The 15,721-nt window shown below is 47.2% G+C and carries 16 protein-coding genes; 11 read left to right on the top strand and 5 right to left on the bottom strand.

Going from position 1 to position 15,721, the window contains the following annotated elements; translation table 11 throughout:
- Positions 1-4 precede the first annotated feature (4 nt).
- Positions 5-1,195, top strand: a complete 1,191-nt coding sequence (locus J2Z65_RS08395) for an NAD(P)/FAD-dependent oxidoreductase (protein WP_167062203.1) — start codon at positions 5-7, stop codon at positions 1,193-1,195.
- A gap of 27 nt (positions 1,196-1,222) precedes the next feature.
- A complete protein-coding gene (locus J2Z65_RS08390; RefSeq protein ID WP_167062200.1) occupies positions 1,223-1,504 on the top strand; it encodes a hypothetical protein in 282 nt (93 codons plus the stop codon).
- Between the two features lie 103 nt (positions 1,505-1,607).
- On the opposite strand, the gene hemQ is transcribed toward J2Z65_RS08390, so the two are convergent.
- Positions 1,608-2,354 (bottom strand): hydrogen peroxide-dependent heme synthase, encoded by a 747-nt coding sequence (hemQ, locus tag J2Z65_RS08385; RefSeq protein WP_167062197.1) that lies wholly within the window; start codon positions 2,352-2,354, stop codon positions 1,608-1,610.
- Positions 2,355-2,529: 175 nt separating this feature from the next.
- Here hemQ and J2Z65_RS08380 point away from each other — a divergent pair, with 175 nt between their 5' ends.
- Entirely contained in the window at positions 2,530-2,814 is a 285-nt protein-coding gene (locus J2Z65_RS08380; protein WP_127452890.1) for a YuiB family protein, read from the top strand.
- Positions 2,815-2,886: 72 nt separating this feature from the next.
- Positions 2,887-3,771, top strand: coding sequence for an alpha/beta fold hydrolase (locus J2Z65_RS08375; RefSeq protein ID WP_167062194.1), 885 nt, complete (start codon positions 2,887-2,889; stop codon positions 3,769-3,771).
- A gap of 122 nt (positions 3,772-3,893) precedes the next feature.
- Here the strand turns inward: J2Z65_RS08375 and J2Z65_RS08370 are convergent, their stop codons facing one another.
- Positions 3,894-4,937, bottom strand: coding sequence for a zinc-binding alcohol dehydrogenase family protein (locus J2Z65_RS08370; RefSeq protein WP_240159833.1), 1,044 nt, complete (start codon positions 4,935-4,937; stop codon positions 3,894-3,896).
- 123 nt (positions 4,938-5,060) lie between these two features.
- Here J2Z65_RS08370 and J2Z65_RS08365 point away from each other — a divergent pair, with 123 nt between their 5' ends.
- The 3 genes from J2Z65_RS08365 (at position 5,061) to dnaI (ending at position 8,129) form a co-directional block, all read left to right on the top strand.
- A complete protein-coding gene (locus tag J2Z65_RS08365; protein WP_167062191.1) occupies positions 5,061-5,423 on the top strand; it encodes a winged helix-turn-helix transcriptional regulator in 363 nt (120 codons plus the stop codon).
- Positions 5,424-5,606: 183 nt separating this feature from the next.
- Entirely contained in the window at positions 5,607-7,115 is a 1,509-nt protein-coding gene (locus J2Z65_RS08360) for a replication initiation and membrane attachment family protein (RefSeq protein ID WP_167062188.1), read from the top strand.
- Between the two features lie 60 nt (positions 7,116-7,175).
- Positions 7,176-8,129, top strand: coding sequence for a primosomal protein DnaI (gene dnaI, locus J2Z65_RS08355; RefSeq protein ID WP_167062186.1), 954 nt, complete (start codon positions 7,176-7,178; stop codon positions 8,127-8,129).
- A 93-nt stretch (positions 8,130-8,222) separates the two neighbouring features.
- Here dnaI and J2Z65_RS08350 read toward each other — a convergent pair whose 3' ends face one another.
- Together J2Z65_RS08350 and J2Z65_RS08345 are read right to left on the bottom strand one after the other, a co-directional pair.
- Complete coding sequence (locus J2Z65_RS08350; RefSeq protein WP_167062183.1) at positions 8,223-9,227, bottom strand: globin-coupled sensor protein; 1,005 nt, start codon at positions 9,225-9,227, stop codon at positions 8,223-8,225.
- A 98-nt stretch (positions 9,228-9,325) separates the two neighbouring features.
- Positions 9,326-9,469, bottom strand: coding sequence for a YqzM family protein (locus tag J2Z65_RS08345; protein ID WP_127452878.1), 144 nt, complete (start codon positions 9,467-9,469; stop codon positions 9,326-9,328).
- A gap of 209 nt (positions 9,470-9,678) precedes the next feature.
- Here J2Z65_RS08345 and J2Z65_RS08340 point away from each other — a divergent pair, with 209 nt between their 5' ends.
- The 3 genes from J2Z65_RS08340 (at position 9,679) to uvrC (ending at position 12,540) form a co-directional block, all read left to right on the top strand.
- Positions 9,679-10,062, top strand: a complete 384-nt coding sequence (locus J2Z65_RS08340; RefSeq protein ID WP_167062807.1) for a MerR family transcriptional regulator — start codon at positions 9,679-9,681, stop codon at positions 10,060-10,062.
- A 136-nt stretch (positions 10,063-10,198) separates the two neighbouring features.
- Positions 10,199-10,513, top strand: a complete 315-nt coding sequence (gene trxA / locus J2Z65_RS08335; RefSeq protein WP_167062180.1) for a thioredoxin — start codon at positions 10,199-10,201, stop codon at positions 10,511-10,513.
- A gap of 95 nt (positions 10,514-10,608) precedes the next feature.
- Positions 10,609-12,540 carry an excinuclease ABC subunit UvrC gene (uvrC, locus tag J2Z65_RS08330; protein WP_167062177.1) on the top strand — a complete coding sequence of 644 codons (1,932 nt, stop codon included), beginning with the start codon at positions 10,609-10,611 and terminating at the stop codon, positions 12,538-12,540.
- Here the strand turns inward: uvrC and J2Z65_RS08325 are convergent.
- Positions 12,500-14,146 (bottom strand): CPBP family intramembrane glutamic endopeptidase, encoded by a 1,647-nt coding sequence (locus tag J2Z65_RS08325; protein WP_167062174.1) that lies wholly within the window; start codon positions 14,144-14,146, stop codon positions 12,500-12,502. The genes uvrC and J2Z65_RS08325 overlap by 41 nt on opposite strands.
- Positions 14,147-14,363: 217 nt before the next feature.
- Here J2Z65_RS08325 and J2Z65_RS08320 point away from each other — a divergent pair, with 217 nt between their 5' ends.
- Complete coding sequence (locus tag J2Z65_RS08320) at positions 14,364-15,716, top strand: TrkH family potassium uptake protein (protein WP_167062171.1); 1,353 nt, start codon at positions 14,364-14,366, stop codon at positions 15,714-15,716.
- The last annotated feature ends 5 nt before the right edge of the window (positions 15,717-15,721 follow it).

Genomic DNA, 15,721 nt, shown 5'->3' with positions numbered 1-15,721 from the left:
AAACATGAGTAGAATACCAAGAATCGTTATTCTAGGAGCCGGGTACGGCGGGATTCTTTCTGCAATTCGTTTGCAAAAAGAGTTAAATTACAATGAAGCTGATGTAACACTCGTAAACAAACATGATTATCATTATATTACCACGCATCTCCATATGCCAGCGGCAGGGACAGATAATCCTGAAAATGCACGCGTGAACATTTTGAAATTGATCGATGAGTTCAAAGTGGATTTCGTGAAATCGACTGTTACTCAAATCCGTCCGCATGAGAAGAAAGTTATCCTTGAAGACGGTACGCTTTCTTATGACTACCTAGTTATCGGTCTTGGTGGCGAAGCTGAAACGTTCGGTATCCCTGGACTTAAAGAAAATGCACTCAATATCCGCAGTATTAACAGCGTTCGCTTCATTCGCGAGCACATTGAGTATCAATTCGCGAAGTACAAGCGTGAACCGGATCGCAAAGATTACCTGACATTCGTCATCGGTGGAGCAGGTTTTACCGGTATCGAATTCATTGGTGAGCTTGCTGATCGTATTCCGCAGCTTTGCAAAGAGTTTGACGTTGATCCTTCCCTCGTGAAGATTTATAATATTGAAGCTGCTCCAACTGCTTTGCCAGGTTTTGATCCTGAGCTGGTTGAGTATGCGATGAAAGTTCTGACAGACAAAGGCATCACATTCAAAATCGGTACAGCGATTAAAGAATGCACACCGGAAGGTGTTCTTATCGCCGGCGATGAGTTCATAAAAGCTGCAACCGTTGTTTGGACAGGCGGTATCCGCGGTAACCACATGCTGGACGAGGCTGGTTTTGAAACAATGCGCGGCAGAATTAAAGTTGATGAGTTCTTGCGTGCTCCTCAATTCGACAACATCTATGTTGTAGGCGACTGTTCCATCGTTATGAACGATGAAGGAAGACCATTCCCTCCAACGGCGCAAATCGCGATGCAGCAAGGTGAAGCTGTTGCTCATAACTTGATTGCTTCCATTCGCGGTTCGCAAATGAAGACTTTCAAATTCTCGAACAAAGGTACAGTTGCTTCCCTAGGTAAAGGTCAAGCGATCGGTATCGTTGGTTCCCGCAAGCTCAAAGGTAATGTTGCAGCCATGATGAAAAAAGTGGTTGATATGAGGTACCTCTACATTATCGGCGGAATTCCGCTAGTTATTCGTAAAGGGCGTTTCTAGTCATCATATGTAATCGGGGGGATCGCCATGCGGCACTGCAGTGTCCAAGTAAGAGGACTTCTTACCCGGGATGAACTGGATCGTTACAATGCACTGATCGAGGTCGGTCACTTTCTAGAAGCTGAGAAACGTTACGATCATGTTGCTGTTGTACAAAAGGAAATTGATATTCTCATTCTTCCAGCCATTGAAAGGTTGAAGGAAAAAAGCCGTCAGCGTGACAGGGATACGGAAGAGTATCTCGCACGCAAAGCGCAGATGGAAGCCGAACTTGCCGCTGCGCTTCGTGACGACGAGGATGAGGACTAAAAGATAGGAAGCTTGCTCTCTGAAGAGTAAGCTTTCTTTTTTTTGCCACCGATAAAGCCGATAAAAAAGGATAGACCAGAGGTCTATCCTTCTACGTGCTATTTTAAACTGTAATAAGTTTAGTGAATTTCTCAGGTGTAAGCAGATTGCCCACGTAAAAATCGCCGAATTCGCCGAAACGTGCGCTCACTTCGTCAAAACGCATTTCGTACACAAGCTTTTTGAAATGCAGAGGATCATCGGAGAAAAGTGTTACGCCCCACTCCCAATCATCCAGCCCAACAGAGCCCGTGATGATTTGTTTCACTTTGCCTGCGTATGTACGGCCGATCATGCCGTGGCTGCGCATCATTGTTTTGCGGTCGTCCGCAGGAAGCATGTACCAGTTGTCATTGCCTTCGCGGCGTTTGTTCATCGGATAGAAGCAGATGTGCTTCGCTTTTGGCAGCGTAGGCTTTAAGCGCGCTTGGATCTCTGGATCTTCCGAAGGATCGACGCCAGGCTTAGCCAAGTAGCTGCTTAATTCAACGATAGAAACGTAGGAATATACCGGGATTGTAAAAGCGGCGAAGCTGGATTTATTAAAAGCATTTTCCAGATCATTAAGTTCTTCAAGTGTTTCGCGCAATTGCATGAATACAAAATCAGCTTTCTGACCAACGATGCTATATACGGCAGTGCTGCCTAGTTTATCGTTTTCAATTTGCTGCCATTCGGATAGGAATGTATTCAGCTCTTCCGTTGCATGCTTACGCTCTTGCGGGGTTGCGGCATGCCATGCGTTCCAGTCAATCATACGGAAATCATGGAGCGCATACCAGCCTTCCAGCGTTTGTACGGCTTCACTCATGAGTGTTCCTCCATTCAAGGCTAATATCCCCTACATTGTATCCAATTCATGGAGAAAGGGCAAATGAACAAAGGGTGAAGAGGTAAATGTTCAATTTGTGTACACTTTACCTGTGGGATTTGGTGGATTACAATGAGAAGAAAAGGAATGAGTTTCTACCAGGGAGGAACAGACGTTGCTGCAAATGATCATCGCCACTGTCTTAATGATGGTGTTATTTTTTGGAATCGGTTTTATTTTGAACATGCTGATGAAGACCACATGGTTTCCGCTCTATGCGTTCATCGCGTTGGTTATCGGAGTTGTGATTTACGGGTCGATGGGGTCCGCCTCTTTTTTATCGAGCGGTGAGAGCTTTACGATTGTGGACATCGTTCCGGCCATCGGTGGCTTGGTTGGCGCTATTCTTAGCGGGTCAGCCATTAAAACGCTGCGCATCAAAGGCTTCAAAATGTTCTAGTGTCATAAAAGAAGGCAGAGTTGGTCACGATAAGGTGAAGTTCTTGAACTTGACCTAACGGAGGATGCGACTTTGCCTTTCGCCACTTTAAATGGGACGATTCTGAATTATGAGATTTCAGGAACCGGCACCCCGATCGTGTTTATTCACTCACCTCTGTTGACTTCAGAGGTTTTCTTTTATCAAAAAAAGCAGCTATCTCAGCATTTCCAAGTGATTACCTTTGATATTCGCGGGCATGGGTCCAGCAAGGCATCGGATCGCCCGCTCAGCATTTCAGTAGTGGCAGAGGATACTAGAATGCTGCTTGACGCTCTGGACATTGAAAAGGTGTTTCTGTGCGGATATTCTACGGGCGGAATGGTCGTATTGGAAGCACTGCTTAAGTACCCTGAACGTTTCTTTGGGGGAATCGTGGTAAGCGGCATGTCGGAATTGACGGATGTCTATAACAAAGTTAGAGCGTGGATGGCTTGTAATCTTACCGGCTCCGATCTGCTAATGAAGCTACTGAGTAAAGCCATCACGAACGGAAATGCGGACAATTCCTCGACCTATCGTCAGCTATACGAGAGTTCGCTAAGTGATACGGCCAATGATGTGTGTATGTATTTTAAACAATCGCTTAGCTACACATGTACGCAGAGACTTCATAACATCCACCATCCGATGCTGTTGATGTACGGTCAGAAAGATGGCTCGTTTCATCGGTATGCTAACTTGCTTCATCAAGGTCTGCCTCACAGCTCGCTCTATTTCCTTAAGGATGCGAAGCATCCAATTCCGCTTAAAAGTGCAACCCGGATGAACGATTTGATCCGTTTGTGGGTAGAAAGCCTGGAAGATCGGCAGACAGAGCGGGTGCTGCTTGACTTGGCCATAGCAAGGCAACTAAATCCTGCTATGTATGGAGAGGACACTCAGGGTCGTGAAGAGCTTGGCCTCAGTTCAAAATGATCCCCATCGAACTAAGGAACGTATCCAATTGCAAGAGAGACACATAAGGGAACTCCAGGGCTGCATCTCATACAGGGGTTGTCTCAAGGTCGTATCCGACTTTTGAAGGCAACCCCGCTTTTTTAGTTGTCTTCAAAATGTTCCAAAACTACTTTGCCCACCGTACGTCCTGCTTCAAGCATGGCGTGCGCTTTGCGAAGGTTTGACGCATGGATCGGTGTTAGGCGTTCAGTCACTGTGGTACGCAGTGTTCCGCTATCGACGAGCTGAGCTACTTCGTTAAGCAGCTTATGTTGTTCGATTATATCGGGTGTTTGGAACATCGCGCGAGTGAACATGAATTCCCAGGAGAAAGTGACACTTTTGTTTTTCAGCACATTCATATTTAGCGGCTGATCTGTTTCTACGATAGTACAGATTTTCCCTTGCGGCACGATGGCGTCGGCCATGTTCTGCCAGTGGAGACCTGTGCTGTTTAAGCAGAATATATAATCAACGCTGGGCAATCCGATTGCGTTCAATTGACCCAGAAAAGCATCATAATGGTTGATGATGTGATCAGCTCCCAATTCCTTCACCCACTGCGAAGATTCCGGGCGTGACGCGGTTCCGATGACCGTTAGTCCAGCCAGTTTCGCCAGTTGTACGGCAATTGAGCCTACGCCTCCGGCAGCGCCTATAATCAGTATGGTTTTACCCGCATTTTCTTCTTTATTCCGGGTTAGGCCGAGCCGCTCGAACAGTGCTTCCCATGCGGTAATAGCTGTTAACGGCAGCGCGGCCGCTTCGGCGAAATTCAGCGATTTCGGCTTCGCACCGACGATACGTTCGTCCACGAGATGAAACTCGCTGTTCCCGCCAGGGCGCGTTATGCTGCCAGCGTAATAAACTTCGTCCCCCAGTTGAAATAACGTACATTCCGGTCCGGTTTGTTCCACAATACCTGCAATATCCCAACCTAAAATACGGGGTACAGCTTCTGTTTTCTCTTTTGGAGCACGTACTTTGGTATCTACCGGATTTACGGAAATGGCTTTTACTTTGATCAGAAGGTCCTTGCCTGCGGGCACAGGCTTTTCAATTTCTACGTCGATGAGGCTTTCTGGATTTTCAATATCAAGATAGCGGTAAAGTCCCACGGCTTTCATAGTTTCTTGGGAAGTCATAAGCTCATCTCCTTCAATAAATGTTTTAATGTTGTCAGTGTAGCCCATTCGTTCTAAAATGGAAAGTACGCACATTCGTGTGATGTAGTATCAATTTGTATACTAAGGAGGCGCCATTTAATTATGCGCGATCGCAAAAGCGGCTATGGCAGCACGGGGAATATGGATGGCTGTCCGGTTGAATATACATTGGATATTATCGGAGGCAAATGGAAAGGCGTACTTCTCTATCACTTGATCGATGGAACCAAAAGGTTCAATGAATTCAAACGAATTTGTCCAACCATTTCACAAAGAATGCTGACTTTACAGCTGCGTGAGCTGGAAGAGGACGGCATCGTTCATCGCGAGGTGTATCATCAAGTGCCTCCTAAGGTGGAATATTCATTAACAGAATTCGGGCAAACATTGACCCCGATTATTTTGCTAATGAAGGAATGGGGAAGCAAACACAAACAAAAGTCAGAATGTTCTGTTCAAAACTGAACGGCAAATATGAGCCGACCCAGGCCAGCCAAAAGGTTGGTTTTTTCATTTTAGGTAATATTATCTTTCTCTAGTAGATACCAAGCGTGTCGATTTTTGTGGTAGACTAATAGAGAGAAACCGAGATGCTTGATTTGAAGGATAGCAATCGGTTGAGCCTAGGCAGGATGGTGCTGTAATCGGATGAGAATGACGAATATACTGCATTTCACGGAAAATCACAGGTTTTGTGTAGGCCGTGAGTTTTCTTTGAGCAGTTTGGATTTTAAAATGTTGGCGATGATGTATCAGCCGATGATCGGTGGTTTGGCGATAAGTCTCTATCAGGCTCTTTATCAGCAAATGAGTGCGGAAAAAGTCGGATATTCGCCGCTGGAGCAGCAGCGCAAGCTATTTCTGCTGCTGGATCTTGAGCAGGGAGAACGGGGTCGGAAGTATTTGATCGAGCAATCCTCCAAGCTTGAGGCGATTGGTCTCTTGCAGACAACCCGCAAATTTTTACCGGATGAAGAGGATTATATTTTTGTTTATACCTTGTTTCAGCCGCTAGGACCTAATGAATTTTTCCGGAATCAGCATTTGACGCTGCTGCTTCGCGATAAGGTCGGGAAGTTCATGCTGCTCTCTCTCCGGGAAGATTTGCTTGCTCCGGAGCCGGAGGAGTGCAGGGAAGCCAGTGAAGAGAATCTATCAGTTCCCTTCTATGAGCTATTCAGGCTGAATACGCAGGTAGTTGATTATGAGTTGGAGCAAGCCTTGTACGAGGCATCAGCCAGTAAGCAGGGCGAAGCTCGTATGGATGTTACCACCAAGGGCTTCCAATATGCAGACATTATTATGAGGTTTCCGCGCGGAGCGAGCAATCGGATTTATGTCGAGGCCCTCAAGCATAAGCCGGATCAGATGGCGGCCATTAATATCGTGGCCAAGAAGTATAACCTTTCTCTACAGGAAACTTGCAGGCTGCTGGACGAAGATGGTGTTTTTAGCGAAGAAGGTGAGCTGCAGATGGATCTCATGCAGTACAACGCGAATCTCTTTTACAGGCAAAGCAAGAAGCGGGACGAGGAAAGAGAGCGCACGATGTCCAGATCGGAAGAGACTGGAGCCGGCGACTCGGCAGAACAGGCTGGCGAGAAATCTGTTGAGATGGCGTATTACTTGGAAGTACCGCAGCAGCTGCGCGGCGAATGCACGGATCATCAATACAATTACATTATGCGAAACGAGCCGTATACGGCAGTCCTGAAAATGTTCTTTACGCAGGGCTCAATTCCAGACGGCGTACTTAATATATTTGAGAAAATTGATCTGAATTATAAGTTAAATGAAGAAGTGATCAATGTATTGATCCATTTCCTGCACATCGACCGCCGCTCTTGGGCGAAGTCTTCGATTGAAGCTGTTGCCTCGGATATGCTGGGCAAGCAAATTATCACTTACGAGCAAGCCGTGGAGTATGTGCGCGAGAAAATCAGCTACAAACAGAAGGCTGCGTCCAAAGTCGAGGCCGCCAAAGCCGGTGGCGGTTCTGTTACCAGAGGCCGGCAAGGCAAAACGCAAAAGCCGCATATTCCGATTGTGGTGCCGGATGCCGGCGCTGCGGCTTCTTCCAGATTGACGGAAGAAGAGCTGGAAGCTGCTAGAAGAATGGCGCAGAAGCTGGATGAGCGCTTTAACCGGAAGAGCTGAGATACCCAGCCAGGGTGAAATAGCCGCGCTAAGATATCAATTGTAGGAGGTGCCGCAACCATGGAATCCCTGTCGCACATTCTTAAATCCATGCCTGATTCGGAATGGAGACGAAAGGCGGAAGCCAAGATCAAAGCGGTCATGGATGACGCTTTAGTTCACAAGTTTCGCCAGAAGTATCCGTTTGTTGATGACTATACGATCAAAATTAATATGAATAAGCTGTACCAATATGTGACGGAGTACAAAACATGCTCTAACTGCCCGGGCCTAGATCGCTGCCCGAATGATATGACGGGCCACTATACGATACTCACAGCGGATGCCGACAATGATAGAACGTATATTCATGAGGAAAAGGTCGCGTGCAAGAAGTTCACTTCGAAGCAGCTGCAGGATGCGATCTCGTCTCGCATCCGTACTTTCCACGTAGATCCAAGAATGATTTCGCGCAGCTTTTCATTTGGCGACATCCTGGAAGCGGATTTGGACCGGGCGAAAGCCGTTATGCAAATCAATGACTATGTCAACCAAACAATGGAAACCGGGCTTCAAACGCGAGGACTTTACCTGTGCGGATCGTTCGGTACGGGGAAAACGTTCCTAATGGGCTATATGCTGCATCAACTGGCCAAAGTCGGCATGACTGGCGCTATTGTGTATATGCCGGATTTTGCCGAGGATTTGAAAGGCATGTTCCAGGAACCGTCCAAGTTGAAGGAGACGATAGATCTTCTGAAAGAAACGGATCTGCTCGTATTCGACGATATCGGTGCGGAAAATTTAAATCCATGGCTCCGGGATCATGTGATTGGCGCCATCGTGAATCACCGGATGAACCGGAAACCGACTTTTTTCACGTCGAACTATGCCCTTAACGATCTGGAGAAGCATTTCAGTTTCACGAACAAGGATGGCGACGAGGAGTATAAAGGACAACGGATTATGGACCGTATCCGACCTTTTGTTGATGTGGTTGAGGTGACAGGCACGAACAAGCGCGGGAGAACATAGAGGATGGACCGCGATTGACGCCAGTTTCATCAACAAAAAGACCCTTCTACCACGGATATCGTGGACGGAAGGGTCTTTGTTTTATTAGGAATGTTATGATTTCTTTAGTTTCTCCAATTGGGCGGTTACGGTCTCAATCATTTGAACGAATGAGGTTAATTCCTGTGCACTGGCAGCTTGGGTACGTGCAAAATGGGTCGTTTCCTCTGAACCCTTCTGAACCAGCTCCAGCTTCTGAGTGATCAGTTTCAGCTTTGTTTGAATCGTGTCCAGCGCTTCGCGGGAATGCGTAGCCAACTTGCGCACCTCATTAGCGACAACTTCAAAGCCGCGGCCATGCTCGCCAGAACGGGCAGCTTCGATGGCTGCATTGAGGCCAAGCAGATGCGTCTGATCGGAAATCTCTTTCATGACAGAGCCCATTTTCGAAATATCTTTAATTTCGTGCTGGAGTTCGTCGATGCGAAGATTGGATTGATCTTGCGATTCCGCTGTTTTGATCGCTGTATCAGCCACAGTTTGGCTGCTGCCGCCAAGCTCAACCATCATGGAAGCAAGGTCTTGCACAGCGCGGGAGATGGTCGTTAGCATGATATCCTGCTCGTTCACAAGCGTTTGGATTTTCAGCTTCTCATCTTGCTCGTAGGCTTCCAGCACAAGCTGGCTGTCCAAGTTAAACATTTTGCTTAACGCATGAAGCACATGCATCCACTCATCAGGCATAATTTCTTTAAAATGCTGTGTGGCGATGTCTGTATATTTTAAGTATGTGCCTAAATACCAGGAGGTTGTCAGGCCGATACGCGAGTGCACCTTGCCTATGAACAAACGCTTCGTTATGTATTCATCATTAATAAGTCCGGATGCCATGGATAGAAAATACCAACGCTGTGTTTCTTTGAGACGCTCGATCGTGCTGTGCTGCCCGATAATGGCTACCAGCTCAGGTACCTGGGTGATTTCTGCATAGAGCTGATCAACGAGTTTGTCTACAATGTGTTTGAAGGCCTCTTCTTTGCTTTTCAAAAGTTGTAAATCTGCGTCCGTTAGGCCGATGTAAGAAATGAGTTTCTGGCGATCTGGGTGAACTTTAATCATGTGAGTCGATAGTCTCCTTTTGCAATGAGAAATGTTCTAATGAAAAAACCGCTCTACACAACAGTGCAAAGCGGTTCTCTTATAGGCTTGTACTGGCCCTATTTCATTACTTGGATAGCAGTTGCAACGGCTGCAATGATAAACAAGATAGCGAAGAACACGCCAAATCCGATACCAACATCCATGAAATCGTTGCGCGGTTCTTCATACACGTGAAGCTCAGGGTGTTTAGGATCGCTCATGTGGTTACCCCCTAACGTCCGACATTCGAAGTTTAAGCTTAGTATACCCAAATTCGTCGAAACTTGTAAAGCTAATGGAAGTGACAATTATGCAAACAATAACAGATAGCAGCGGAAAGTATAAAATAAGTCTTGACTCTAACATTAGTGTTATGGTTTACAATAAAGTCATCCTTACTTGATCAAGGAAAAGGAAAAAGGTGAAAGCCATGCGGATCAGTGAATTATCCAAGCTTACCGGTGCCAGCATTCGTTCCTTGCGGTACTACGAGGCTAAAGGGCTTATCGCGACGCAGCGCGAAGAAAACGGATACCGGGTCTTCAATCAAATGGCTGTTGAGCGCGTGAAAACCATTCAATTTTATTTGAGCCTGGGCTTTACGACCGAGCAAATTGAAAGCTTTCTAAACTGTGTCATGAAAAACCAGGAGTCGCAATGCGATGATCTGCTGCCACTCTACACGGAGAAGCTGCAGGACATTGAGCGGCAAATGGAAATGCTGCAGATGCTGCAAGCGAATTTGAAGGATCGTATTGCTTATATTGAGCAGCAAAGGCTTCAGGGGCTGCCAGTAGGTATGCCGGCCAAATAGGTTCCAGCAGGCCAGATTGCTAACTTATGGTTTGGTTGAAATGGCCTATGGGTGTGGTATACTTTACATGTTGACGTTCATCGGTAGCAATTAACTACTTGATGTTATAAATCCATTCTTAGAAGGAGGAACTATCATGGCAATCGTGAATGTTTCTGATAACAGCTTTAAAGCTGAAGTTGAAAGCGAAGGTACAGTACTTGTAGACTTCTGGGCACCTTGGTGCGGACCTTGTAAAATGATCGCTCCTGTTCTGGAAGAGCTTGATAAAGAAGTGGAATCCTTGAAAATCGCAAAAGTGAACGTGGATGACAATCCAGAATCCGCTGCGCGCTTTGGTGTTATGAGTATCCCGACACTGATCGTTTTCAAAGACGGACAGCCTGTTGATAAAGTGGTTGGTTTCCAATCCAAAGATGCTCTGAAAAATGTAGTAGCTCGTCATCAATAAGTTGTTTCAATTAGAAACAATTGTTCGTGAGAAAAAGCTCATTTTCTGCTATGCTGAAAATGAGTTTTTTTTGTGCGCGAAAGGAGATAGGAATCATGACGGAGTTTGAACATGAGCATGAGGACGCGGCCGCCCGTGAACAGCGTCTGGAAATGATTAAGCATAAGCTTTCGTTATTACCGGATAAGCCGGGCTGTTATATTATGAAAAACCGCGAAGGCACGATTATTTATGTGGGAAAAGCGAAAGTTTTGAAAAATCGGGTGCGCTCCTATTTCACAGGAAGCCACAGCGCGAAGACGCAAAAACTAGTCAGCGAAATCCGCGACTTTGAATATATCATTACCTCCTCGAATATGGAGGCTCTCATTCTTGAGTGTAATCTGATTAAGCAGCATCATCCGCGGTACAACGTACTCCTTAAAGATGATAAGACATTCCCTTACATTAAGATTACACATGAAGCGCAGCCGCGCCTGGAAGTCACGCGGCGGGTGTACAAGGATAAGGCGAAGTATTTCGGCCCTTATCCGAACGCTTTTGCGGCCCAGCAGACGAAGAAGCTGCTGGACCGGTTGTATCCGCTGCGCAAGTGCAAGACGATGCCCGATAAAGTATGCCTATACTATCATATCGGGCAGTGTCTGGCGCCTTGCGAGTACGAAGTATCCGCTGAGCAGAACGAGCGGATGGTGCAGGAGATCACCCGTTTCCTGAACGGGGGACACGACGTCATTAAAGAAGAGCTGACGACCAAAATGCTGGCCGCAGCCGAAGAACTGAACTTCGAGCGCGCGAAGGAACTGCGCGATCATATCATGAGCATCGACGCGGTCATGGAGAAGCAGAAGATCAATGCCGTCGATGCGCAGGACCGCGATGTGTTCGGCTACGCGGTAGACAAAGGCTGGATGGCCGTACACATCCAGTATATGCGCCAAGGCAAGCTGATCGAGCGGCATGTCTCGTTATTTCCGTATTACGGCGATGAGTACAATGATTTCATGACTTATGTGACTCAGGTGTACATCGATAATCCGGCGCTGCCGAAGGAGATCTTCCTGCCCAGCATGCCTGAGGCGGAACCGGCCCATGTTCCTGCGGCAGACGCAGGAACGGCTGATCAACCCGCGCAGTCCTCTGCGCAAGCTGAGGCTGAAATGAAGGATGTCCGCGAGGCGTTGGAATCATGGTTAAAGGTCAAGGTCCACATCCCACAGCGCGGTCTGAAAAAGCAAATGGTCGATATGGCTAAGGATAACGCCCGCAATGCGCTGGAAGAGAAGTTCCGTTTGGTTGAACGCGACGAGAGCCGCACGACCAAAGCCGTGGAAAACCTCGGCGAATGGCTCGGGATGGGCAAAATCCGCCGAATCGAAGCCTTCGATAACTCGAACATCCAAGGGACGAACCCGGTATCTGCGATGGTCGTTTTCGTGGACGGAAAACCTGACCGCAAAGAATACCGCAAATACAAAGTCAAAACCGTCGTCGGCCCGGACGACTACGAAACGATGCGCGAGGTCATTCGCCGCAGATACGAGCGCGTGCTTAAGGACAATTTGACGATGCCTGATCTTATTGTCGTAGACGGGGGGAAAGGGCAAATTTCCGCTGCTGTCGACGTACTGGAGAATGAGCTTGGACTGTTCATTCCAATCTGTGGTCTCGTCAAGGATGCAAAGCACAAGACGGCGCAGCTCATGATGGGAGATCCCGCAGAGGTCATTCCTTTGCCGCGCGACAGCCAGGAGTTTTACCTGCTTCAGCGGATTCAAGATGAGGTCCATCGCTTCGCGATTACGTTCCACCGGGAAACGAGGGCGAAGTCCATGGTCGTGTCCCAGCTGGACGCCATCCCCGGTATTGGGGAGAAGCGGAGAAAGGCACTCTTGAAGCATTTCGGCTCCGTGCGCAAAATAAAAGAGGCCGAAGTCCAAGACTTCAAGCCTCTGGGTATAGGTGGAAAACTAGCAAGCGAGATTATCAAAGCGCTTCAAGGCGAGGCGGCGGCTCCCCAGGAATAAGGGGACCCCGCCTTTTTCCATGCAGCCAGGCAAGGAGATAGCCGACGAGAGCAGGGAGCAGGAGGTAGAAGATGCCGGCGAGCACATCGCTCACATGTCCTAAGGAGAAGAGAGACATACCCATCAGGATGCTGTCCATACAGGCATGGGCGAAGATGGCGGTAATGAATCCGTACTTTAGGAACACATAACCAAGAATAATACCGATGATGGTTACTTCGACTAATCGCGTGTAAACCGGATAGATCGGATATTGGGTATGGCTGGCCGCCCAAATCACACTAGGAATGAGTATCGCGATAAAGTTATTACGGAAAAGTTTTTTGAATAACATGATGCCAAGCAGCCGGTAGGTGGCTTCTTCCGAGATCGCCGCAACCCAGGCCATCAAAGGGAAGAAGTGAGGCTCTACCATGTTGAGCACCGAATCGGATGGATCGTTGACCGCCCAAACATCGAACTTTACATCACCTGTATAGAACAGGACCTGCTGAATGCCGAGAATGAAGAGAGCCAGCAAGTAACCGCGCCCCATGCCGTGAAACACTTCCGCGCCAAATTTGCTTTCCTTCCATGACGGCCATTTCGGCTTTCCAATCGAGTTCCATAAGCCATTGCCTGCTACCAGTGAAAGATAGAGCGAAATGCCTAGGGCAAGCGCGAGCACATTCATGAAAATAATCGCTGACCATGTGGCGAGCTCAGCCTGTGCCCCTCCGCCGCTCATTGATCGGAATGCAGGGTACATATTGAAGTTATTTGTGATGTAAATGGCTAAGAAAATAGCGGTTAACAGCAAGCCGCTGCTGAATTTCATTTGTTTTCGATAGATGATGGCAAAAACGATGGCTGCAAGGGTCATGAGGAGCGAGAAGCCCATAGAAATCCAGGTCATTACCGAAGCGGAATGATCCTGATCGTCGAGCCATGCCAGATGCGAAGCGGGCAAGTTGAATAATACGGTGTAGCCGACTAAGCTTTGATCATCGAATTGGGTGCGGACCTGTAATTTGGCTTCTCCCATAGGCTGAGATTGCTTTTCATAATAAAGGACCAGACCGGAAGAAGCTTGCGGATCGGCCACTTCCTTTTTATCGATCTCCTTCATGTCATCCGGGTTCAGCCCCTGCGCCCGCATTTCCTGCTTGGCCAAAATATCGGCCTTCTGCTTGCTGATGAGTGCGCGATCTCCGCCCTCATGATACGTTTCCCGCCAGCCGATCACTGCCCCGTCCGTATAGTTAATTTCAACGTCAAACTGACGGCCTTTCTGGGGATCGTTCACATTTACCTGATAGTAGTCCAGGGGGTATGGTTTGCCGTATGCTTCATTATAGCTTTCGGACAAATGTTCCTTTTGCAAGTAACCGCTGCGTTCTTTCTTAGATTGATACGCTACAAATGTTTTAGTTCCCTTTATGGCGTACCGCCCGTTGATAAAGTTCGACGCGTGTTCTGCAGCTTGTTGTTTCGTAATGGTAGGATTCTCGCCTGCCGGAGCTTCTTCCGTTTGTAATCCGTACAAAGCGGTTATACCCACATAGAGGGCTATGCCTATGCAGGCAAGGAGGATAAGAAATCGGTTTAATTTCGGCCTTGGCATCATTAAATTCCCTTCTGAATTCATAAATATGAAACCATAAATTCCACGTTACCATGAGTTTAATCAGAATGCGAATTTTAGTGGAAATACAATTCAAACAGTTATATAATACCTATATTTGCAAGCTAAGCCGAATGACTTCAGGTTAACGGGGAACGATAACCGTTGAGAGCACTCAGACGTGACGGCTGTTTTTTTGTACATATAATCAGGAGGCCCTATGAGTAAAAAGTTAAGTATTTGGCAGATGACACCACCACAAATTCTGGTTCTTGGATTTGCAGTCATCATCTTTGTCGGAGCGGCGCTCCTCAGTCTTCCGATTGCTTCGGCGACCGGCCAGTCCATTTCTTTTATGGATGCGCTTTTTACGTCGACTTCCGCTACCTGTGTGACAGGGCTTGTCGTTGTGGATACAGGAAGTGCTTATACCATGTTTGGTCAAATCGTAATCGTTAGCTTAATTCAAATCGGCGGCTTAGGTTTCATGACCATGGCGACATTGCTCGCTATTATGTTTCGTAAGAAAATTACCCTTAAGGAGCGATTGGTCCTCCAAGAGGCTTTTAATCAAGGAAGCATGGAAGGCATTGTACGTTTGATCCGCAAAGTCATTATTTATTCCTTATCCATAGAAGCGATAGCGGCAGTCATCTTCACGATTCGTTGGAGCTTTGATTTCGGTTTTTCTAAAGCTTTGTATTTCGGCATCTGGCACGCTATTTCGATGTTTAACAACGCGGGGTTTGATTTATTCGGGACTGTCGATGCTCCTTTCGTTTCCTTCACGGGTTATGCGAATGATTTTGTTGTTAACTTTGTGGCGATGGCGCTGATCGTTCTAGGCGGAATCGGTTTCATAGTTATGGCTGATTTGATGGATTATCGCAAAACGAAAAAGCTTTCCCTTCACTCTAAGGTTGTACTAAGTATGACCGGATTACTTATCGTGGCAGGAGCTCTTATCATTTTTATATTCGAATATACAAATAACAGAACCTTAGGTTCGCTTGATCTAGGCGGCAAAATACTGGCCTCCTTCTTTCAATCCGTTGCGCCGAGGACGGCTGGTCCGAATACGGTGGATATTGGCGCGCTTCGTCAAGCGTCCCAGTTCTTCATTGTGATTCTGATGTTTATTGGAGCCTCTCCAGGTTCAACAGGGGGCGGTATCAAAACAACGACATTCACTATTTTGATCTCCGCCATTGTGACGATGATTCGCGGGAAAGAGGACATTGTCATTTTCCGCTATCGGCTGGCGAAGGATCGCATTCTTAAGGCGATTACCTTAACGATGATCGCGTTATTTCTAGTTATTATCGTTACCATGCTGTTATCGACGACCGAAGATTCGCAGCTGTTGAAAATATTGTTTGAAGTCACCTCCGCGTTCGGGACAGTGGGATTGACGATGGGGCTGACGCCGGATTTAACGACTTTCGGAAAAATTCTCATTAGCTTGACGATGTTTGCCGGGCGTCTCGGTCCGATCACTCTCGCTTATGCGCTGCAGCCGAAACAAGAGAAAGAATTATTTAGATACCCAGAGGGTAAAATCACGATTGGATAGGGGAA

This window comes from Paenibacillus aceris (genome assembly GCF_017874035.1).
GTDB classification, from domain to species: domain Bacteria; phylum Bacillota; class Bacilli; order Paenibacillales; family NBRC-103111; genus Paenibacillus_E; species Paenibacillus_E aceris.
Note: the sequence above shows the minus strand (reverse complement) of the source record. Positions and strands in the feature narration are given on the sequence as shown.